Genomic DNA, 20,000 nt, shown 5'->3' on the forward strand with positions numbered 1-20,000 from the left:
GCCTAACCCTTCCAATGTATAACTAATTTAATCGGGGTAGGTGCTATTTCATTTATCTACCCTTGCTCTTAGATAGGTCTTCTACAACATTTATTTTCAAATTTGCCTTACTAAGTTTCGTTTCTTCATCGTGAGTTGCAATTTGTCGATAAATGCTAGGTTTTTAGATAAGTGGAATGTGAAAGAATAAAGGATTAGAGCTACCATTGATTATTGTAGGCGTATGCCGTCATTTTTTTTAGAAACAGTTCTTTGATTCGAAAAAAGAAACAACACATGCATTGTTGCTGTGCTAACATGGAATGACCGAATTAATAAGAATAGAAAGGAATGACAAATGAAAATAAATCGTTTAATTGCGAACAATATTAACCATTTAGATGCTTCACTACCATTAGATCAATCGTTAGGAATTGCTGGATTGTCTGGGTCAGGTAAAACGACTTTTTGTCAAGCCATTGGTGAAGAGTCCAAGAAGCGTCTTGTTTCTTTATTACCAAAGTCTGAATATCAGTATTTGTTTTCTACTATTATGGAAACGAATTTCAGTGCCATCAAAATGGAAGACATGCCTTTAGTGCTTTTTCTCGGAAAATCATCGATTTCGTCCAATCCGCGGTCTACCATTGGCACCCATACCGGTGTTTTTAAAGAGATTCGTGTTCATCTTGCTAAAGAATTTAATCTTTCTCCAGAGCTTTTTTCCTTTAATAATGTATTGGGTTGGTGTCCAGGTTGTAAAGGACGAGGTACGACCAAAAACGTAGAATGTAATAAGTGTAAGGGCAGACGTTATAATCAAGAAGTTGAGCATTTTACGATTGAATTGTTTGAAAAACCACATAGTATTTCCGATATCAATAACTTAAGCATTGAATCTATTCTTTCACTAGCAGAAGTTTTAAATATTAGTGAAGGTAAACAACATATTCTAAAAAATATTAATGATATGAATATAGGATATTTAACATTAAATCGCATTATGGGTACATTATCAGGTGGAGAATTAACACGTCTATATTTGGCAGAATTCATGGCTACAAGTGAAAATACCGTTATTATCATTGATGAAATCTCGGTTGGTCTTGATCACCAAACACTATTGAAAATTTTAGAACAGATTAAACAATTAGGCTATAAGAACCAAGTTTGGCTTATAGATCATTCCGATACAGTACTCAATACAACTGATGAGCAATTATTTTTTGGACCTGGTAGTGGTAAATATGGTGGGAAAATAGTTGAAGAATCACCACGTCCAAAACCAATCATTGGGGAACGAAATCAGGAAATACCAACAGAATTCTACCATTTTCATGATCTTAACTGTCGTAATATTCAAATGGCTGAAATTCAGATTCCCCAAAATAGACTTGTCACCTTCACTGGTGAGTCGGGATGTGGTAAATCTACACTTGTCAATGAGTGTATCGCAAGAGACTTTCTGAAGCGATATCCGAAAGATAAATTGGTCATGGTTGGACAAGATCGAAACCAATCGATTACTAGTCGGTCAACTGTTGCGACTTTTCTAGATATTAAAAAGAAACTCACAAAATATAGTGAAGATATTGATGATATTTTTCAACGCTCGATTGAAGATATTATTGATGAACTACCAAATGGAGACATCGCTCATAAACGCTTGAGTTTATTGATCAAACTTGGACTTGGTTATCTGACTTTAGAAAGAAAAACACAAACTTTATCGACCGGAGAATTTCAGTGTGTTCATTTAGTTTCTGAGTTATTTGCTAACTCAAGAAAACCACATACGCTTTTTATCTTTGACGAGCCTTCAAAAGGGTTATCACAAAACATTTTAAACCAATTCATTGATAGTGTTCGGGTCATTCTACAAGATGAATCTGTCTCAATTATGATGATTGAACATAATGCATATATGTTAGAAAGCTCTGATTTTATCGTTGATTTTGGTAAAAGACAGCTTGCACCTATTCAACATCTTGATGTTGTCAGTTATGATGATTATAATCGTCAAAATAACAATGTAGATAGAGTTGCTTCATCGCAAATTCCATCTACAATCAATCAACAAAATGGGATTACCTACATAAAAGACGGTCATATTTCTTATTTTAAACATGCAGAAAACGTCTATAAGGGTGGCATCTTAAAAAGCTTATCACCAATGGCCAGAGTGATTTATGGTGAATACGAATCTGAAACAATCGCACCCGTTATCGCCATTGATCTTGAAAGACACTTGTATAGTCAATATAGCTTTCTCTTTGAAATTGGTGGATTAATCAACCATATTGTGACAGCTCATCCGACCAATAAAGATACAAGAAGCTTCGATTTCTATAATCAAGAAAACCATTGCCCATGTTGTCATGGTCGTCGTGTGATTGAAAAATTTGATATAGATGTTGTCATTCAAGACAAAACAGTACCATTTTGGGATGGCTTATTATATCCCGACGTGATGGAGGTATTAAAATACTATCAATATCCAAAATTACAATTCTTATTTGATCAGATAAAGAATGAACTTGGTCACGATATTAGTAAAAGCTATAATGAGATGACAGAAGCAGAAAGGCATACATTTTTATATGGTTATTGGGAAAAATCATTTTATGATAAAGCAGGAAAGGCATCGAGAATATGGGAAGGCTTTAATTTAATCATTGGGCGGTATATATTTATTTCGAAATCTATTATCAAAGAGCAAATGAAAGCATCAAAGGAAATGATTACTTGTCCGGTCTGTCTAGGGACCGTGCTAAACCATCATAAAAAACTAACATTTAGTGACACTGACATTCGTGAGATTATTCAGCAACCTATTGATCAGGTTATAAAAACAGTAGGGAAGTTACCAGAACTAGAGAAACTAAAAGCAATTGTTGGTGGCGATATGGCACTTTCGGAAGATGTCTCCTTACTTCCTAGGGAAATACAAGTAGCACTGAAAATTTACGAACTAGAACAAGCAAGCTTCGTTAATTATGAAGTGGTTTTACAAAATGTCTTACCATTCTGGGACAGTATTAAAGGTAACCTTGAAGTAATAAGCAATAAAAATAATATAACAATTTGTGATTTTGCTAATATTACCGAAACTAGAGAAACGATTATTGATAAGTATTTCACTAATGGTAAATACAAAAAACTAACTTATGTATATGAAGCATTTGGTTACAAAAAAGTAGTTACACAAATTAATAAGATTAAAGCAAGTCATCGATGCCCATTCTGTAATGGGAAAAAGGTCATTTCAGAAGATGGCCTCCATGATGGCGTGCAAAAATTATCGGTACCATGTGTTAGTTGTTATGCAAGTGGCATTAATGATGAAGGACGTAAGGAAATCGTCGATGGCATAGACGTGCAAACCTGGCTAACTGGCAAGGTAAGTGATGTTGTTGCTGAAAGCTTGAATCTAAAGGCTGTTGCAGATATTTCTATTTTTAGTCGTATTCGTGAGTTAAATAAGCGAGATCTGATGTCTGTTTATCAATACCTTGAGCAAAATAATTAACTTCGGGTTCATGTAAAGGTATTGGAAAAGTCAGCAATACTTATTTTAGGGAAGTTGTACATAAGTTTGTCTATTTTATTGTTGAATCTGTAAACCGCATCATAAATAGATGCGGTTTTTATATGATTGAATTGGAAACACATGTTGTTAAATAGCGAGAAAATGAACTTACAGCACCCCGATTAATGGATAACTTCTTTTTTTGATTCCATAGACCATAAGAGCAAGAATGAGGTCGAGGTGAGTCAAGATCCATTGTTAAAATGAGGTAAGCAACTAAAGAAGTGACTTACTATCAATCGGGTCTTCCTATACCCAAGGATAGCATTGAATATAAAATCCTAATTAATGGATTTTCTTTCCTGGACTTACGAATTGTAATAAGCTTGAATTAGAAGTTAAATGTTTTTGCTTTGGAAATACACGATCTGGTAAATATATGGCTTATTTTAAGATCCCTCACATTTATATGCGGACTAAAACAGAAGGGATGGAGAGTATAATGGTGGCTAATATTAATCTTTCATTCGAAGAAATGTGGGAAAAAATCATGGCATGTGACCGTACATATGATGGGTTATTTTATACGGCAGTGAAAACAACCAAAATCTACTGCCGTCCTTCCTGTAGATCAAGGAAGCCGAAAAAAGTAAATGTGGATTTCTACCATGATATCAAAGAAGTTGAAATAGCTGGTTTTCGTGCTTGTAAAAGATGTCAGCCAAAATCTGATCATTCCCCGCATATTGTCCTTGTCAGAAAGGTCATTGCCTTCTTGGTAAATCATTATAAAGAGAAGCTTGAATTACAGGATATTGCGAATCATGTTGGAGTAAGTGCTTATTATCTAGAACGGCTATTTAAACAGGAAACTTCAGAAACTCCTCGTACCTATTTGGAAAAAATAAGAATTGATAAAGCGGCACACCTTCTAAAAAACAAAGAACGAACGAACCTTGAGATTTGCTATGAGGTCGGATTTCAAAGTCCATCAAATTTTTATAAGGTGTTCCGCCGTATGAAAAATTGTTCACCTAGTGAATACCGAACCCTACTAAGTAAGGAGCAAGAGCAATGAAATGGATTGATCAGGAATCATTTATTGAGATTTATCCACCTAAGGAATTTAATTTTGCGGAGTGTTTAGTGTTTTTAGGTAGGTCTGAGCATGAAGTGCTACACCTAATAAAAGATGGTTATATATTTAAGCTGGTAACAGTGAATGAAGAATTGATTTTATTAAAAATTGGAAGCAACCAACATACAATTCAAGTGGAATTCCCAATTAATACCCCGTCTATAAACACCCGTGAAAAGGTTGCAGTTTATATATGGGAAATGTTTGATCTAGGTCAAGAGTTGGGGGACTTTTATGAAATTGCTAGTCAAGATAAGGTTTTACAGCAAATTGCTCATAAATATTATGGTTTACGGATTATTTGTATTCCGGATTTATTTGAAGCGCTCACATGGGCGATTATCGGACAACAAATCAATTTAACCTTTGCATATACCTTAAAAAAACGTTTCGTGGAATCCTTCGGTGAATGTATCACTTTCGAAGGATATACATTCTGGGTGTTCCCTACATTAGAAAAAATAGCTGCAATTGATGTAAATGAAATAAGGAACCTTCAATTTACTGTTAGGAAGGCTGAATATATCATTGGAGTCGCTAAAGCCATGACAAATGGTACATTAACAAAAGAAGATTTACTTCAAAAACAAGATTATCAACAAATGAAAAAATCCTTGATAAGCTTTAGAGGTGTTGGAGCATGGACCGCAGATTATGTGATGATGAAATGCTTACATAATCCTTCTGCTTTTCCTATAGCGGATGTAGGTCTCCATCTTGCATTAAAGCTTCAATTAGGACTTGATCGTAAACCGACAATAGAGGAGATCAGAGAAATGGAAACAAACTGGGAAGGTTGGCAAGCATATGCTACCTTTTATCTATGGAGGTCTTTATATGAATAGAATTAGACTTCATAAAATAGATTTCAAATCACCGATTGGAATAATTGAAATAGTTGGTACAGATCATGCTATCTGTTCTATCTTATTCTCTGAACGGGGCATAACAGAAAATTTTATCCAAAATGATACGCCCAAGGTGTTGGTTCAATGCTTTGAACAACTTGATGCGTATTTTAAGGGGAAGCTCAAGGAATTTACATTCCCTTATCTATTTGAGGGAACAGACTTTCAAAAAACAGTGTGGAATGCTTTAAAAGAAATACCCTATGCTGAAACGGGATCCTATAAAGATATTGCTATTTCAATTAGTAATGAAAAAGCGATCAGGGCAGTCGGCAGTGCTAACGGTAAAAACAAATTAAGTATTGTAATTCCGTGTCACCGAATTATTGGTTCAAATGGGAAATTAACAGGTTACGCAGGTGGTTTATGGAGGAAGGAATGGCTCCTTCAGCATGAAAAAACTTTTAAAAAAGGAAATGATTTAGTTAATAGCAAAGTGGGACTAGATATAATCAAAAATGTCCCGTAAAATGGGGAATTCAAAATTTTCACCTTCATTTAGGATATCTTCTTGTTTTTTTGGTTAATTACTCTGATATCTTTCTGGAGTTCGCTTCAATTTTTACATCGGTCCAAAAGCCGATTTTTATTAGTACTAGTACAACAAACTTTTAGAAAAGAGACTAGATTGAAAGGACGCATAAAATTGGGAATATATAGTTTTGGGGAATTTTGTGGGGTGGGGGGACTAATTTACTACCTTCTTTAATTCGCGAAAAAATTAGCAGGACGATACAGGAGTTATTGTATCTCTATCTGCTGTTTTAGTTCTCACATCTATTGGTCCTTTTATTAGTAGTGCTAGGGAATTAAAGTGGTTCAATAAATCTTTGAGGATGGTACGATATTTAAGAATAGATCCGTTACATGTTAAATAAAGCAGGCTGCTAAAGAAACTAAGCAGCCCAAGTAAAAGAATTCATATTCTTTATTCCAACAAGTTCTTCCCTATAGTACTAGGGCTTTATTTCTATATAATAGATTACTTATTAGTGCTGTGCTGCTTATTAGGTAATTTACGATTCGCATTCTCCTTTCCTTGACGCTTCTCATTCTGCTTCGCCTTTGCTTGATCTTCGTGTAATTTTTCGACAAATTCATGTGTGTTATCCATAGAAAAACCCTCCTTAGCTAGAACTCATTGTTAATTTATCCTCAGTGAAAGAATTCATACATGCATTAATGGATCTACAAAAATTCTGATATCAAAAAAGAAGATAGTAAGCAACAGGTGAAGGTAGTTACGAAAATAAGGGTCCTATCGATAGATGTTTTTACATTTATTTACAAATTGAACCTGGTGTTATTTTTCTATTATAAGTTATTATTGAGTGATTTTAGAAATGTAGAATACCCTTTAAAGGGTAGTGCTTTCTTCTAATTTGCTCTTTTTGAAGTAGCTTAGTATTTTCAAACATAACGGAAACATATACCTAGGTAAATATAACTGTAATTTACACATATTGGTTTATCTATTGAAAATGATTATCATTATTATTTATAATGTAGAGTAACAGCTCAAATCAACTGCTGAAATAGTAGGAGGAATGCCAGGATGTTTATTCAGTTAAAAACAATGACAGTAACAGAGGGAAATGCGGAGAAAATGGTAGAGCGTTTTGCTGGAGAAGGAATTATTGAACAACAGCAAGGGTTTAAAGATCTTAGCGTATTAAAGAAAAAGGGAAGATCAGGAAATGAAGAAGTGATTATCATGATCCGTTGGGAGTCGGAAAGTGATTGGAAAGCATGGGAAACAAGTGATGTTCATCTTGCTGGCCATCGGGCTAACCGTGGTAAACCAACTCCTTCTTTTATTGTTGCTAGCCGTCAGGAAGTTTATCATGTGCTTGGTCAGAAGGAATATTCAGATGCATCAGCTCTTTAATAAAAATTAGTTTTTAAAAGCATTGTTGTTTCTTGTATTGCACTTCTAGCTTATTAAAAGGTTAAGTTTGTATAAATTGGTAATTTTAGAAAAGGAGCACTACTTTACTTATTTATCCAGTTGTAGTGCTCTTTTCGATTTATATCGTTGTTAATTTTTTAAAAAAGCTCCAATTTCTACTGTGCATTCAGATGGAAGTAACAACTTTCGAAAATAGCCTAACTTTTTATTCCAACGCCTTTTCTTGTTAGAAGCATATAAATTAAATAAGGAGCTCCAATGATCGAAGTAACAATCCCTACAGGAATGTCGACCGGCGCTAATAAATTTTTCCCAATCATGTCGGCAATCAGTAAAAGAGCAGCGCCAATCAATGCTGAAACAGGTAAAAGGCTCATATAATTTGCTCCACAAATTCGCCTTGCTAGATGTGGGGCCAATAGACCGACAAACGCAATGCCACCACCAACTGCGACGCATGATCCAGCAAGTGCTGCGGAAAGGCAAAGCAGAAGACGCCGTTCTGACTCAACCTTTAGGCCAAGTACAAGAGGAATTCCTTCACTAAATTGAAGGAGATTCATCGCTCTCGCCTTTAAAAACGTAATGGGCATGAGGATGAGAATCCAAGGGAGTAAAGCCCATACATATGGCCACTGAGTTCCCCATATACTTCCTGTTAACCAGATAGTAGCCTGTTGAAAATCCTTAGGGTCCATTTTTAACTGCAAAATAATTAATAATGCTCCACATAGAGCGTTAAAGCCAAGACCAACAAGTAGAAGGCGTTCCGGTTCAATTCCATCTTTCCATGAAAAGCTATAAATTAATAATGCAATCGTTAAAGCACCAATAAAGGCAAAGACAGGAAGAAAGAATGGCGAGGATAATAGGCTACTTTCAGACTTACCAAATAGGAAAATACAAAAGACGACTGCAAGCCCAGCACCAGCATTAATCCCTAAAATTCCCGGGTCGGCTAAGGAATTACGAGACAAACCTTGAAGTATCGCGCCAGAAAGGGCAAGCCCTGCTCCAATTAAAAGCGAGATAATCATTCTTGGTAATCTTAGTTGATAAAGAATGAGCTCTTGTTGGGGGGTTCCTGTTCCTAAGAAAGTGGCAATGATGTCGGTCAAACTAATCGGTAAAACGCCTGTAGAAAGACTCACTATAAAAATGAATAAAATAAGTACCAATAATGCAATTAACCATGCTTTTGATCGATGTAAAGCTTCTTTCCAATCCATTACATAAACCCTCTTTTCTGCCGAGATAGATAAAGGAAAAATGGTACCCCTACGAGTGCAGTCACCGCACTAACGGGTGTTTCAAATGGAGAATTGATCATTCTTGCTCCGATATCTGCAAGTGTTAGAAGCAGAGCACCAGCTATTGCACTCAAAGGGAGCACATAGCGATAATCAGGTCCTACAAGTAATCGAACAATATGTGGAATAACAAGTCCAATAAAGCCAATGGCTCCAGCAATAGATACGGCTGCACCTGATAATAAAATAACGGCTATTAGTCCAATCCAACGCACCTTCTGGTGAGATTGGCCAAGTCCAGTAGCAACTTCTTCTCCCATAGATAAAATGGTTAAAGAGCGGCTAATCCAAAGAGCAAGAAAAAGACCGACAACAACAGTAGGAAGCAGAATATAAACATGAAGCCATTTCGTGCCAGATAATCCCCCAGCAAACCAGAAACTAAGATCTTGCGCAACTTGAAAATAAAGGGCAATTCCAGTAGAGAGAGCACTAAAAAGTGTACTTAAAGCTGCTCCAGCTAAGGTTAATGTCACTGGGGATATTCGGTCTTTAGATAGCATCGAAAAAAGTAATACGAGGATTGCACCAAAAGCTGCTCCAGCAAAAGACCAAATGAGGAGAATCCAATAAGATCCTGATCCAATAAACGCAAGGGATATGGCAATGGCTAAACCAGAGCCGTGAGTAATTCCAATGATTGACGGATCTGCAAGTGGATTACGAGTAATTCCCTGCATAATCGTACCTGCAACTGCAAGAGCTGCACCGATTAAAGCAGCAGTTAAAGCACGAGGGATTCGAACTTCACGAATAAGTTGATGCTCAATATTTTCCTTTTGAAAGGAAATAAAAGAATCAAATACAACTGAAGGATTGATCCAAACAGCTCCAAGTCCAATTGATACGAGTAAACTAATAATAACCATCAATATTCCGAATGTACCCCACTTTATTGATCGTGGCCTTGCGAAGTGAAATGGTATCCGGGGTTCTTGAGGCATGAAAGATGTTGACAATTTAACCATAAAATCATTCCCTAATTTGTATTTTTAAATGAAAATGATCTTCATTATCATCGAGAGAGTAATTGATTATTAATCTACTATTGTTAGATTATCTTTGTCAATTCTTTTTTCTAGGCTCTTTTCTAAGAGATTGTTGCTCTAGTACTTATAAAAATCGGCATTTGGATTTTTATGATGGAATTGAAGCTAATGCCATAGGGATGGACAAAGTAATTAAGCGAAAAGAGCACGACGATAAGCGTAAAACGTGCAGTAGTGTTTTGTTCGAAAAACGACAATCCTTGCGAAAATATTTTCTTTAAAAAAGGAAGGTGTTTCATATTACACAATTACAATCAAATCTGGATCGGTTTCAAATTCAGGTCATAAAAGTATCTGAAGGGGTCACAGAAGTTCTTAATCAGGTGAATCAGTTAAACGCCCTTGTATATGTTGCTTCAGGTACAGGTCAATTAATAAGGAAAGAGCGGAGATTACCATTAGTTGAAGGGAAAAGTTATTTAATCACTGAGGAGAGTCTCATTATTTCTACGTCATCTAAGCTTTTAACTGTTTATTCATTATCATGGGAAAAGGAGATGGACGAACTTGCTTCGATACTTTCTGTTCCACTTGCTGATCAACTACCTGCACATATTGTTCCACTATGGGAAGAGGCAGTAGGTTCCCAAAGAGGGAAATCTATTTCAGAACGCTGTCGCTTTCAAGGGACTGTATGGCACTTATTGTCACTCCTGACAGATCACACTAAGGTAGATAAGATAGATGAAGCTGTAGATATCATCCGAAACCGTTTATCAAATCCCTACTCAATTGCCATATTAGCAGATAAGGCGAATATGAACCCCACCTCATTCTCAAGAGCTTTTAGAAAAAGAGTAGGTATGTCACCAAAGGAATTTTTGAATGAAGAACGAATGAAGGCAGCGAAGGTACTGATGCTTCAAAATAAAGGAATGACAACTAAAGATGTCGCATTACAACTTGGATTACAAGATGAATTTTATTTTAGTCGATTATTTAAGCAAAAAGTAGGGTTACCTCCCTCGGTCTATAAGAAAAAGTCTAAAGATCGCATTGCTATTGTAAGTCAGTTGTTTTTGCAGGATCATCTGCTTTCATTGGGGATACAGCCTGTTGTTGCACCTTCTTATCCATCTTTATTTCCCTCAAGTTATGGTTTACCAAAGTATTTGGGAAGGGAACTAGAAGGAACGCTGTTATTAAATGCAGAAAAAATGTTTAAGCCTGAACAAATACTCCAATCCCAACCAGATCTTATCCTTATAACGCCTTTACATAATGGTGAAATTCAATCGTTCTTGCTAGCTCAACAACAGAAGGTACAGAACATCTCGTTTAAAACAAGTTGGAATGAGTATCTCCGTGAACTTGCTTGTATGTTTGGAAAAGAAAGTAGGGTCGATTGTGTTGAAAAGGAGATCCACTGTCTAGAATCGAGGGTTAAAGATGAATTGTGTTCTATGACGAGAAAGGGAAGCTGGGGAGTGATCTGGGTTCGGGCAACAGAGATTAGACTTTACGGTTGCAGCAATCATGCCTTTCTTGACTTGTTTTATCAAAAACTGGGATTTGAACCTCATCCAGACTTAATGGAAGATGGATATAAAGTAGTCACTATTAAAGAATTAGCAGCTCTAGGGTGTGATAAACTCTTAATTCTTTGGAGTCATGAACGAGATGTATGGAGAGTCGCTCAGACTAAAGAATGGAAAGGAATAAGAGCAGTCGAAAATAAAGAGGTCTATTATCCAAAAAGTCATGAGTGGGATCCATGGGGGCCCTTAGGAAGAAAAAATATGTTACTTGATTTTACCGCAACACTCCAAAACTCGAAGTTAATAAGATAATTCCCATTTTTAAGTAAGGGTTCATTAGTCCATGAAACAAGTCATATTTATCCATGTCAACTTTAAGTGATAATAGTTATCATTGATAATGAATTTCATTATTGTTTAGGGGGATGACCAATTGAAAAAATTATTAGCTCCTTGGGGCTTGATGCTAATGGTACTTTTATTAGCTTTAACAGCATGCACAAGTGGAGAAAAAACTGCTTCTGAAGCAGATACAAATAAGAAAACGGAAGAAGAGCCAGAAGAACAGGTAGCAGAGACAAGAACAGTTAAACATTTATACGGAGAAGCAGAAGTACCGATGAACGCCAAGAACATTGTCCTATTATCGCATGTATCTTGGGAAGGTTCACTTGTATCAGTAGGTGTAAAACCCCATGCGGTTATGGCTTATGATAATGAATTTCCGCCGCATTTAACAGAAGAGTTAGAAGGAGTAACAGCTCTTCCGTATGCAGATGAAATCAATTCAGAAGAAATTATTAAGCTTAATCCAGACTTACTCATTATTAGTGATCGCTATAAACCTTTGTACGATCAGGTAGCTGGAACAATTCCAACGGTTGTAGTAGAGGTTGGTGGAGATTGGAAAGAAGATCATTTAAAAGTAACGGAAGCGGCTGGCAAATTAGAAGAAGGTAAGAAAGTAATAGAGGATTTAGAGAAAGAAGCAGAGAATATTGGAAAACGCGTTCGCGAAAAGGTTGGAGACGAAACGTTCATGGCAGTAGCGATTAATAAAAAGGATATTCGTGTTTTTGGGACTACCAACCATGCAACAAACTCGCTATTGTTTGATGATCTTAAATTAACACCAGCTGAAAACCTTCCAGAAGATTTCGGTGAAAATATTTCAATTGAAGGACTAGTAAAATATAATCCTGACAATATCCTAGATGTGACTTACTTTAACAGTGGAGAGTATTATGACTCTGTCACACAAGGAGAAGTTTGGAATAACTTAAAAGCTGTTCAAAATGATAAAGTACATACCCTATCAACAACTTGGGGTTACTGGGATCCAATCGAACGTCAAAAAGGTTTAAAGGAAATTGAGAATTTGTTATTAGGTGAATAGGGGTTAACCTGAAAGAGGAGGCCATCGGTAAACTCATTGAAAACAATAAGGTTTTTCAAACATGGTGCACGATGGTTCGCAACTCCTTTGAGGAAATAAAGTTTGTTTTGTCTTACTATTAACCTCCTTTATAGGAGGTTAATATGATCACATCTGAAGAAATTGAGATCTTGAGCACGAAGCTAAGCAAATTGAATAGGCGTTCTTTTACGAAACCAAAAATCTTTCTATTAAGAAAGGTTCCTTTTTTCTCACTCGTTGAGAATCATTATCATTTATTAGGACTAAAGACTCGGTGAAAGGATGGGAATATGCATCAGTCAGCCAAATATATCGCAGAAAACGCAACGTTTCAGGCATTTATAAATAGTTACCTTCGTGAAGTACATGTTGGGCATTGGATAGTGAAGGAGGAGTGGATGAAAGAAAACCGTCCAGCTGTTCTTCTTACTGGAGACTATATACTCGTTTTTGAATTACCTCACCAATCAATCAGTATAGCGATCGAAATTAACTACCGTTCTCTCGTTGGTAGACATCAGTTTGGAGTTTCACTAAAAAAGTGTCCGAAAGAAAAAGAATGGTATAAGGAAGATCGGTTGACGCTCATGATTGCCCTAATTCAAGAGCTTCATCTGATGGATAGATCGAATGACTGCCGTGAATTTATTTCCCATTATGATGAACTACTTCTCTTATTAATCGAAAGCTATCAAACCATGGAAAGTTATGTTGAAAATAGAATGGAAGATTTCGAAAGATTATATTCAGAAAACAGTAGGTTTATAGAAACAGAACAGTCGCTACTTTTTGGCCATTGGCTTCATCCCACACCGAAAAGCAGACAAGGAATGGCGAATTGGCAGCATTTAAGCTTTGCACCAGAGTTAGCAGGTTCCTTTCAGCTTCACTATTTTCAAGTCGACTGCAAAATTGTAAATCAATCTTCCATTTTAAAAGAAAGCGCAGAGGAGATCATTTCAAAGCCATTATTAAAATGTTTACCTCAAACTTCTGCCGGTACTTGTATTATTCCTATGCATCCACTCCAATCGCAGTGGCTATTGCAGCAGGAGTATGTTAGAGAAGCGATAGAAGAAGGGTTAATTGAAGATTTGGGAACGATGGGATCCCATTATACCGCAACATCTTCTCTAAGAACGGTGTATAACCCTGAGGAAGATTGGATGTACAAATTCTCAATTCCAGTTAAGGTGACAAATTCTTTGCGTGTGAATCGACACCACGAACTTAAAGCTGGCGTTGTAATGGCTGGCTTGATGAAGAAAATTCCTTTCCAAGAAAAGTATCCATTGTTTCGTATAATCGATGATCCAGCATATATAACAATAGATTTTCCTAATCAAAGGGAGTCAGGATTCGAGGTGATTATTCGATCAAATCTATTCCCAAAAGGAAAGGATAAGGGAATTAGCTCGGTAGCTGCTATCACACAAGATCCACTCCCAAATAGCAGGTCCAGACTTTCAAATCTAGTATTAAAATTAGCAGACATCGAGTCTAGATCAATTGAAAAAGTAAGTCTAGATTGGTTTAAAAGGTATTGGAGCTGTGCGATTGATCCACTCATTAGATTATACGATGAATATGGAATTGCTCTTGAAGCACATCAGCAGAATAGTATTTTAGATGTTTCATCTGGGTATCCTGAATCTTATTATTATCGGGATAACCAGGGTTATTATCTATCAAAATCATCTGAAAAAGAACTTCATTCCATTGAGCCTGCTCTATCAAAAACACCTGAGCTCTTTTATGAGGATAGCCTTATTCATGATCGTTTTACTTATTATTTGTTTATGAATCAACTCTTTTCGATTATCTACAGATTTGGCACGGATCGACTTATTAAAGAAGAAACACTTATTGAGTGGTCAACTAAACAATTACGGTCATTGGAAAAGGATTTAACAGGACAGGGGAAAGTATTTGTTCACACCATTCTAAATCAAGAAAAACTAGCATATAAAGCAAACTTATTAACGCGTTTTCACAATGTCGACGAACTAACAACAGACCTTGAACAAGCAGTATATACCAAAATACAAAATCCCTTTGTTCTTCATTTTAAGGAGGACGAATATGCACAAGCCTTATCTCTTAGCTTCTAATAAAGTATCACATCGTGTAAGACGTCAGTTGTTAGAAGCAATGATATTTGAAGGACTAATTACATATGAGGAATTGGTCCAACCAGAAGAATCAGAATCGTTATTTTACCTTATTGGAACTGAACGTAACTATCGTTGCAAAGGTAAAAGAATGGCGTTCGACCGTATTCGGATAAAAGAGGATAGTATTTTCCAAGAGCTTCCGGATCACACTTTATTAGAAGTGACGATTGAAGAGTTATTGGAAGAGATCACCCTAGATTGTGATGATAAAGGTCGCCTATTAAATGAACTTTCGCAAACGATTAAACTATGTGAATGGAATGAAACGCATCAAATACAACCTCTTTCGAGAAGAGAATCAAGTTATGAAGAGTTAGAATCAGAAATTATCGAAGGTCATCCCTACCATCCATGCTTTAAGTCACGAACAGGTTTTACAGTAGAGGATCATGAGATGTATGGTCCTGAGGCAAAGCAATCGTTTATTCTCAAATGGTTTGCAGTTAGGAGAAGTAAAGTCCGGATATCTCTCTTTGAAACGGAGCTTGACTTTTGGAAAGGAGAGCTAGGCCAAGCTGGATGGGATCAGCTTTTGGCACAGCTAGAGTCTATGAAAGGGAGTTTTGAAGAGTATACCTTTCTTCCTGTTCATCCATGGCAGTGGAAATCAATTCATCACCTCGTTTCGAACTGTTTGGAAGTAGGAGATATTCTCCCTTTACATGTAGATGGAGATCGATATAGAGCCACTCAATCTGTTCGGACGCTATGGAATGAATCTTATCCAGAAAAGGCCTACATTAAATTGCCGATGAATATGGTCAATACCTCATCTTTAAGAAAGTTGGAAACTCATTCTGTATGTGCGGCTCCCTATATATCAGCTTGGATTGAAACAATCATACAATCAGATTCATATTTACAAAAAACAGAAGCCCTTATCGTACTTAAAGAATACGCGGGTGTAACGTTTGAAACAGAGGATGAAAAGATAAGCGAACTAGATGGTCAGCTAGGTGCGATCTGGAGGGAAAGTGTTCGCAAATATATAAAAGAAGATGAAGGAGCCGTACCATTTACAGCGCTTTTGATGATGGAAAGTGATGGTTTCCCATTTATTGACTCTTGGCTAAAGCAATATGGTACAGAACGATGGGTAAAACGTTTGATTGAGGTAAGTGTAGTGCCTGTGTGGCATTTATTAGTTGCACATGGGATTGCTATCGAGGCACATGCACAAAATATGATTTTATTGCATAAAAACGGTTGGCCAACTCGAGTCGTACTACGTGATTTTCATGAGAGTGTAGAGTTTACAGAAGAATATCTAGCAGATGGGAGCCTCGCTCCAAATTTCGAAAAAATACATAAGCGATATAAAGATGCTCCTGCAGATCAATATTATTGGATGTCATCTATTGAGGCATTAAGAGAACTGATAATGGATACCTTATTTGTCTTTCATTTAAGTGAATTATCATTTTTGCTTGAAGAACAATTTCGGTATAAAGAAGAGTATTTTTGGAGTCAAGTAGAAACATCCATTTCTATACACTTACATCAATATCCAATACTGAAGAACCGACACAAACAGCTTCACCTTTCAAGTGCTCAAATATATGTGGAATCACTGCTGACAAGGAAAATTCAACATAAAGGAGAGGGTGATTTTCACCATTTGGTTCGCAATGTCTTTTCAAATAATAAATTAGAAAGGTGAGATGAACATGCTTTTTGTGAATGACAATTACTATACGGTAAATGATCTCGAGACTCAATATGCTGTATTTGAACGTATCCCACAACTAAGAGATTGCGAGAATCAGAGGCTAGCGGTTTGTATGTCTGATGCTTTCCAAATGGTAGCTCTTTGTTTATATATCCGTCGCAAAGGGGGATCAATTTTTCCAATCCACTCTTCTACTCCAAGAGAAGGTGCGGTTCGAATGGCAACAAGTGCATCGAGTCACCTCTTGTACTATCAATCAATAGATTCCGCTATCGAAATATCAAGTCAAAGTAATGAAAGTGAAGGAAGCCTCATTCAAATGAGCTCCGGCACAACTGGAGCTCCGAAGTGCATTGAACGAAGCTGGGAGTCGGTTGATGAAGAGCTTAAAGGTTACGTCGCTACTTTACCGGTCGATCAGATAACAAAGTCTATTATTGCTTGTCCAGTAACACATTCGTATGGATTGATTAGTGGCGTCTTGGCCTGTCTCAAAAGAGGAGCAGAGCCAGTGATTTTAACAAATATGAATCCTAAATACGTATTGAAGAAGCTAAAAGAGAATCCGAAGCATCTTCTTTATGGAGCTCCTGCATTGCTTCATACTTTATGTCGCCTACGTGGAGAAGATCAAAGATTCGATTGTGTGATGACTTCGGGAGCGGTGATGCCATCTAATTGGCTTGCTTCATTAAAAGAAGGATCACGTTTAGTTCTACAGCAGTATGGCTGCTCGGAAGTAGGGTGTGTAACGATCCATCCTTGTTTACAAGACCCTCGAGAAATGGGATATCCGCTTCCGCATCTAAAAGTGGATGCAGGTGAGGGTAATAACCCTAGTGAAATCATTATTCACACGCCAACAAAGACGATTTATACAAAGGATCTTGGATATATAAAGAACGGTGTGCTGTCATTACTTTCAAGAATGGATGACACAATTAATGTTGCAGGTTTGAACGTTTATCCTCAAGAGGTAGAAGACGTGCTTATGAATGACTCGAGAATTATCGAAGCTGTCGTATACAAGAAACAAAATAAATTATCTGGAGAGAGGGTATGCGTTCAATTTGTGTCAACTGAACCAATTAACGGGATTGAACTGAGAGTTTTGTGCTGTAAATATCTTGCACCACATCAAATACCGGTAGAATTTATACGCGCTGATGAAATTGAAAAGCTGCCTAACGGAAAGGTAAGCAGAAAAAAGTTAGGGGAGGCCCTAATATGACGAGAGCTGAAATAATAAATTGTATCTATGACACATTGAAAGACAAGTTGGAACTACAGACAATATCATCCTTTCATGAAGAAGCACGGTTAAATGAGGACCTTTATATGGATTCGATTATCATTCTTGAACTCATTCTCTATTTAGAACTAGATCTTGGATTTAAAATACCAGACGAAATACTTATTCCTAAGGACTTCCGAACGGTGGGAAGTCTAGCAAGATTTTTAGAAAGTCAACAACAGAACGTCGTGTAGGAGGGGAATTATGATTAAAGTGCATTGCTTTGTAAGTTGTGTTTGTGAAGTGCTCAAAAAAACGAATGGAGTTGATCATAGACCCTACTATTTTGGAGTATGGGACGCTGATTTTGATGTACGTGAAGACGGGATCTTAACTTACCACTCGGAACGTATTGACCATGATTTTTTTCAAACATGGTATGAGTTGTTATATGGGATTAAGCTCTACAAATGGTATGACGAAAAACGGTCGAAACAAGAAAATCTAGAAGAAATGCAACGACTTCTTGAAACTAAATCACAGCACCAACATGTTATGGTGATGCTAGATTTGTCCATCCTTCCTGAACGAGAAAATAAATTCCATCAAAGTCCATTTCCACATTACGTCATGCTGGAAACAACAGAAAAAGAAGAGGAATGGTTTATGTATGATCCTGATTTTCGCTGGGAGGGTGTTTTACCGAAGCAAAGAATTATTAATGCGATTAGAGAGCCATCTGTTGGAGGTGGTTATTCTTTTCATACAAAGTCGATCATTCCTCCAACCATAGAGACCGTTGAGGCATATTTTAATACCTGTATAAAACATGACTGCAATCCCCTGACGGATGCTGTTACAGAGATAGTAGAGGCTTATACAGTTGGAAATGGGATGAGTCTTTCTAAGCTGAATTTGGCATTGAAACAATTACCGGTCCTAGCAATTAGAAAGTATGCGTATGAACATGCCTTCGCTTATTTTTGGGAAAACCTTGATCTTGATGAAGAAGGATTTGAAGCTTGGTGTAATGAAATTGAACGTCTTGTCAACGGCTATACGACGATTCAATATCGAGCGATGAAGCTTGCATTAACAAAAGACCATTCATTAACAGATTCTATTTTTTCAAAGTTGGAAGAACAAAATTTATTGGAATTTAAAATTAAAAATGGACTACAAGAATGCTTTAATAAGTGGTCAAAGGCACAAAATTCTCAGGGAAAAGAGGTGAAACGATGAAACTTTCCCTTTGTACCATTTCATTTCGACATCATCTTTACTCAATCGACCAAATAGCTCACTGGGCACAAGCGCATCATTTTCAAGGAATTGAACTATGGGGCATTCATGCAAAAAACCTTGCAGTTCAACCTCATTATGGATCAGATTGGTTGAATTCTTATGGATTGGAAACGAGTATGCTTAGTGACTATCTACCATTAGAGGCATCTATTTCCGATATGATAGCTGAAACGAGGAAACTCTCGACACTTGCTAAGCATTGGGGAGCGGATAAGATTCGTACATTTGTAGGAAAAAAGGGGAGTATGCAAACAAGTAAACAGGAAAGGGAGGTATTAACTCACAGGCTTCGGCTACTGTGTGAATTTATTCAGTCAGAGGGTCTATATATTCTTGTAGAAACTCACCCGAACACATTAACGGATAATCTTACGTCGACATTACAGTTACTTCAAGAAGTGAATCATCCAGCACTTCGTATCAATTTTGATGTGTTACATATATGGGAGTCAGGAATAGATCCCATTACGGCAATTAAGCAACTCCGTCCCTTTGTTTCCCATTTCCACTTTAAAAATATTATGTCCCGTAGTCAACTGGACGTTTTTGCTCCCGAAAATGTGTATGCTGCAGCAGGGTCTAGAAAAGGGATGGTTCCTTTATTTGATGGTGCAGTGAACTACCGCGAGTTTTTATCAGAAGTAATACCGGTGATGGAAGTAGAGGCTTCATTAGAATGGTTCGGATCAGATGTTAAGGACGTATTAGTAAAGGACGTTAATGAGATAAGAAGGATGCTTGAATTGTTGCAGGTTAGTAGTTAACTCCCTGGCACAAATCTTGAGTAACAGATAGATACACAAAAATCAGCTCGATAATCTAAAGAGCAAATTTTTAACTTTTAAAGCCCATAATTAAGAATTTATGATAAAGAAATGAAAAGATTTAAATGTTATTGATT

General features: G+C 36.8%; 16 protein-coding genes. 13 read left to right on the plus strand and 3 right to left on the minus strand.

Annotation, left to right across the window (positions count from 1 at the left end; all coding sequences use genetic code 11):
• The first annotated feature begins 337 nt into the window (after positions 1-337).
• The 4 genes from AC6CHR_RS20150 to AC6CHR_RS20165 all read left to right on the plus strand — a co-directional run bounded on the left by AC6CHR_RS20150 (position 338) and on the right by AC6CHR_RS20165 (position 6,023).
• On the plus strand, positions 338-3,508 hold the full coding sequence (locus AC6CHR_RS20150; RefSeq protein WP_498250821.1) for an ATP-binding cassette domain-containing protein: 3,171 nt from the start codon (positions 338-340) through the stop codon (positions 3,506-3,508).
• A 502-nt stretch (positions 3,509-4,010) separates the two neighbouring features.
• The gene (locus AC6CHR_RS20155; RefSeq protein ID WP_498250822.1) at positions 4,011-4,586 is read left to right on the plus strand and encodes a bifunctional transcriptional activator/DNA repair enzyme AdaA; all 576 of its coding nucleotides are present in this window, start codon (positions 4,011-4,013) and stop codon (positions 4,584-4,586) included.
• On the plus strand, positions 4,583-5,491 hold the full coding sequence (locus tag AC6CHR_RS20160) for a DNA-3-methyladenine glycosylase family protein (RefSeq protein WP_498250823.1): 909 nt from the start codon (positions 4,583-4,585) through the stop codon (positions 5,489-5,491). Before AC6CHR_RS20155 ends, AC6CHR_RS20160 begins: the two co-directional genes overlap by 4 nt.
• Positions 5,484-6,023 (plus strand): methylated-DNA--[protein]-cysteine S-methyltransferase, encoded by a 540-nt coding sequence (locus AC6CHR_RS20165; protein ID WP_498250824.1) that lies wholly within the window; start codon positions 5,484-5,486, stop codon positions 6,021-6,023. The genes AC6CHR_RS20160 and AC6CHR_RS20165 overlap by 8 nt, the downstream gene beginning before the upstream one ends.
• A 513-nt stretch (positions 6,024-6,536) precedes the next feature.
• On the opposite strand, the gene AC6CHR_RS20170 is transcribed toward AC6CHR_RS20165, so the two are convergent.
• Entirely contained in the window at positions 6,537-6,668 is a 132-nt protein-coding gene (locus AC6CHR_RS20170; protein WP_498250825.1) for a DUF4023 domain-containing protein, read from the minus strand.
• A 441-nt stretch (positions 6,669-7,109) separates the two neighbouring features.
• On the opposite strand from AC6CHR_RS20170, the gene AC6CHR_RS20175 reads away from it, so the two are divergent.
• Entirely contained in the window at positions 7,110-7,442 is a 333-nt protein-coding gene (locus tag AC6CHR_RS20175) for an antibiotic biosynthesis monooxygenase family protein (protein ID WP_498250826.1), read from the plus strand.
• A gap of 218 nt (positions 7,443-7,660) precedes the next feature.
• Here AC6CHR_RS20175 and AC6CHR_RS20180 read toward each other — a convergent pair whose 3' ends face one another.
• Both AC6CHR_RS20180 and AC6CHR_RS20185 read right to left on the minus strand, forming a co-directional pair.
• Positions 7,661-8,692: a FecCD family ABC transporter permease gene (locus AC6CHR_RS20180; RefSeq protein WP_498250827.1), complete on the minus strand. Its 1,032-nt coding sequence runs from the start codon at positions 8,690-8,692 to the stop codon at positions 7,661-7,663.
• On the minus strand, positions 8,692-9,717 hold the full coding sequence (locus AC6CHR_RS20185) for a FecCD family ABC transporter permease (RefSeq protein WP_498250828.1): 1,026 nt from the start codon (positions 9,715-9,717) through the stop codon (positions 8,692-8,694). The genes AC6CHR_RS20180 and AC6CHR_RS20185 overlap by 1 nt, the downstream gene beginning before the upstream one ends.
• Before the next feature lie 335 nt (positions 9,718-10,052).
• On the opposite strand from AC6CHR_RS20185, the gene AC6CHR_RS20190 reads away from it, so the two are divergent.
• The 8 genes from AC6CHR_RS20190 (at position 10,053) to AC6CHR_RS20225 (ending at position 19,863) form a co-directional block, all read left to right on the plus strand.
• Positions 10,053-11,612: an AraC family transcriptional regulator gene (locus tag AC6CHR_RS20190; RefSeq protein ID WP_498250829.1), complete on the plus strand. Its 1,560-nt coding sequence runs from the start codon at positions 10,053-10,055 to the stop codon at positions 11,610-11,612.
• A 121-nt stretch (positions 11,613-11,733) separates the two neighbouring features.
• Positions 11,734-12,696 carry an ABC transporter substrate-binding protein gene (locus tag AC6CHR_RS20195; protein WP_498250830.1) on the plus strand — a complete coding sequence of 321 codons (963 nt, stop codon included), beginning with the start codon at positions 11,734-11,736 and terminating at the stop codon, positions 12,694-12,696.
• Between the two features lie 311 nt (positions 12,697-13,007).
• Entirely contained in the window at positions 13,008-14,828 is a 1,821-nt protein-coding gene (locus tag AC6CHR_RS20200; RefSeq protein ID WP_498250831.1) for an IucA/IucC family protein, read from the plus strand.
• Positions 14,800-16,551 carry an IucA/IucC family protein gene (locus AC6CHR_RS20205; RefSeq protein ID WP_498250832.1) on the plus strand — a complete coding sequence of 584 codons (1,752 nt, stop codon included), beginning with the start codon at positions 14,800-14,802 and terminating at the stop codon, positions 16,549-16,551. Before AC6CHR_RS20200 ends, AC6CHR_RS20205 begins: the two co-directional genes overlap by 29 nt.
• Before the next feature lie 7 nt (positions 16,552-16,558).
• Positions 16,559-17,791 (plus strand): AMP-binding protein, encoded by a 1,233-nt coding sequence (locus tag AC6CHR_RS20210; RefSeq protein WP_498250833.1) that lies wholly within the window; start codon positions 16,559-16,561, stop codon positions 17,789-17,791.
• The gene (gene asbD, locus AC6CHR_RS20215) at positions 17,788-18,048 is read left to right on the plus strand and encodes a petrobactin biosynthesis protein AsbD (RefSeq protein ID WP_498250834.1); all 261 of its coding nucleotides are present in this window, start codon (positions 17,788-17,790) and stop codon (positions 18,046-18,048) included. Before AC6CHR_RS20210 ends, asbD begins: the two co-directional genes overlap by 4 nt.
• 10 nt (positions 18,049-18,058) lie before the next feature.
• On the plus strand, positions 18,059-19,036 hold the full coding sequence (locus AC6CHR_RS20220; protein WP_498250835.1) for a DUF6005 family protein: 978 nt from the start codon (positions 18,059-18,061) through the stop codon (positions 19,034-19,036).
• A complete protein-coding gene (locus AC6CHR_RS20225) occupies positions 19,033-19,863 on the plus strand; it encodes a sugar phosphate isomerase/epimerase family protein (RefSeq protein ID WP_498250836.1) in 831 nt (276 codons plus the stop codon). The genes AC6CHR_RS20220 and AC6CHR_RS20225 overlap by 4 nt, the downstream gene beginning before the upstream one ends.
• Positions 19,864-20,000: the final 137 nt, after the last annotated feature.

Source organism: Metabacillus sp. GQ13 (assembly GCF_059758525.1).

Bases quoted from the DNA above. Each gene is read 5' to 3' on its own strand.
- AC6CHR_RS20150 (WP_498250821.1), top strand. From the start codon at position 338: ATGAAAATAAATCGTTTAATTGCGAACAATATTAACCATTTAGATGCT.
- AC6CHR_RS20155 (WP_498250822.1), top strand. From the start codon at position 4,011: ATGGTGGCTAATATTAATCTTTCATTCGAAGAAATGTGGGAAAAAATC.
- AC6CHR_RS20160 (WP_498250823.1), top strand. From the start codon at position 4,583: ATGAAATGGATTGATCAGGAATCATTTATTGAGATTTATCCACCTAAG.
- AC6CHR_RS20165 (WP_498250824.1), top strand. From the start codon at position 5,484: ATGAATAGAATTAGACTTCATAAAATAGATTTCAAATCACCGATTGGA.
- AC6CHR_RS20170 (WP_498250825.1), bottom strand. From the start codon at position 6,668: ATGGATAACACACATGAATTTGTCGAAAAATTACACGAAGATCAAGCA.
- AC6CHR_RS20175 (WP_498250826.1), top strand. From the start codon at position 7,110: ATGTTTATTCAGTTAAAAACAATGACAGTAACAGAGGGAAATGCGGAG.
- AC6CHR_RS20180 (WP_498250827.1), bottom strand. From the start codon at position 8,692: ATGGATTGGAAAGAAGCTTTACATCGATCAAAAGCATGGTTAATTGCA.
- AC6CHR_RS20185 (WP_498250828.1), bottom strand. From the start codon at position 9,717: ATGCCTCAAGAACCCCGGATACCATTTCACTTCGCAAGGCCACGATCA.
- AC6CHR_RS20200 (WP_498250831.1), top strand. From the start codon at position 13,008: ATGCATCAGTCAGCCAAATATATCGCAGAAAACGCAACGTTTCAGGCA.
- AC6CHR_RS20205 (WP_498250832.1), top strand. From the start codon at position 14,800: ATGCACAAGCCTTATCTCTTAGCTTCTAATAAAGTATCACATCGTGTA.
- AC6CHR_RS20210 (WP_498250833.1), top strand. From the start codon at position 16,559: ATGCTTTTTGTGAATGACAATTACTATACGGTAAATGATCTCGAGACT.
- asbD (WP_498250834.1), top strand. From the start codon at position 17,788: ATGACGAGAGCTGAAATAATAAATTGTATCTATGACACATTGAAAGAC.
- AC6CHR_RS20220 (WP_498250835.1), top strand. From the start codon at position 18,059: ATGATTAAAGTGCATTGCTTTGTAAGTTGTGTTTGTGAAGTGCTCAAA.
- AC6CHR_RS20225 (WP_498250836.1), top strand. From the start codon at position 19,033: ATGAAACTTTCCCTTTGTACCATTTCATTTCGACATCATCTTTACTCA.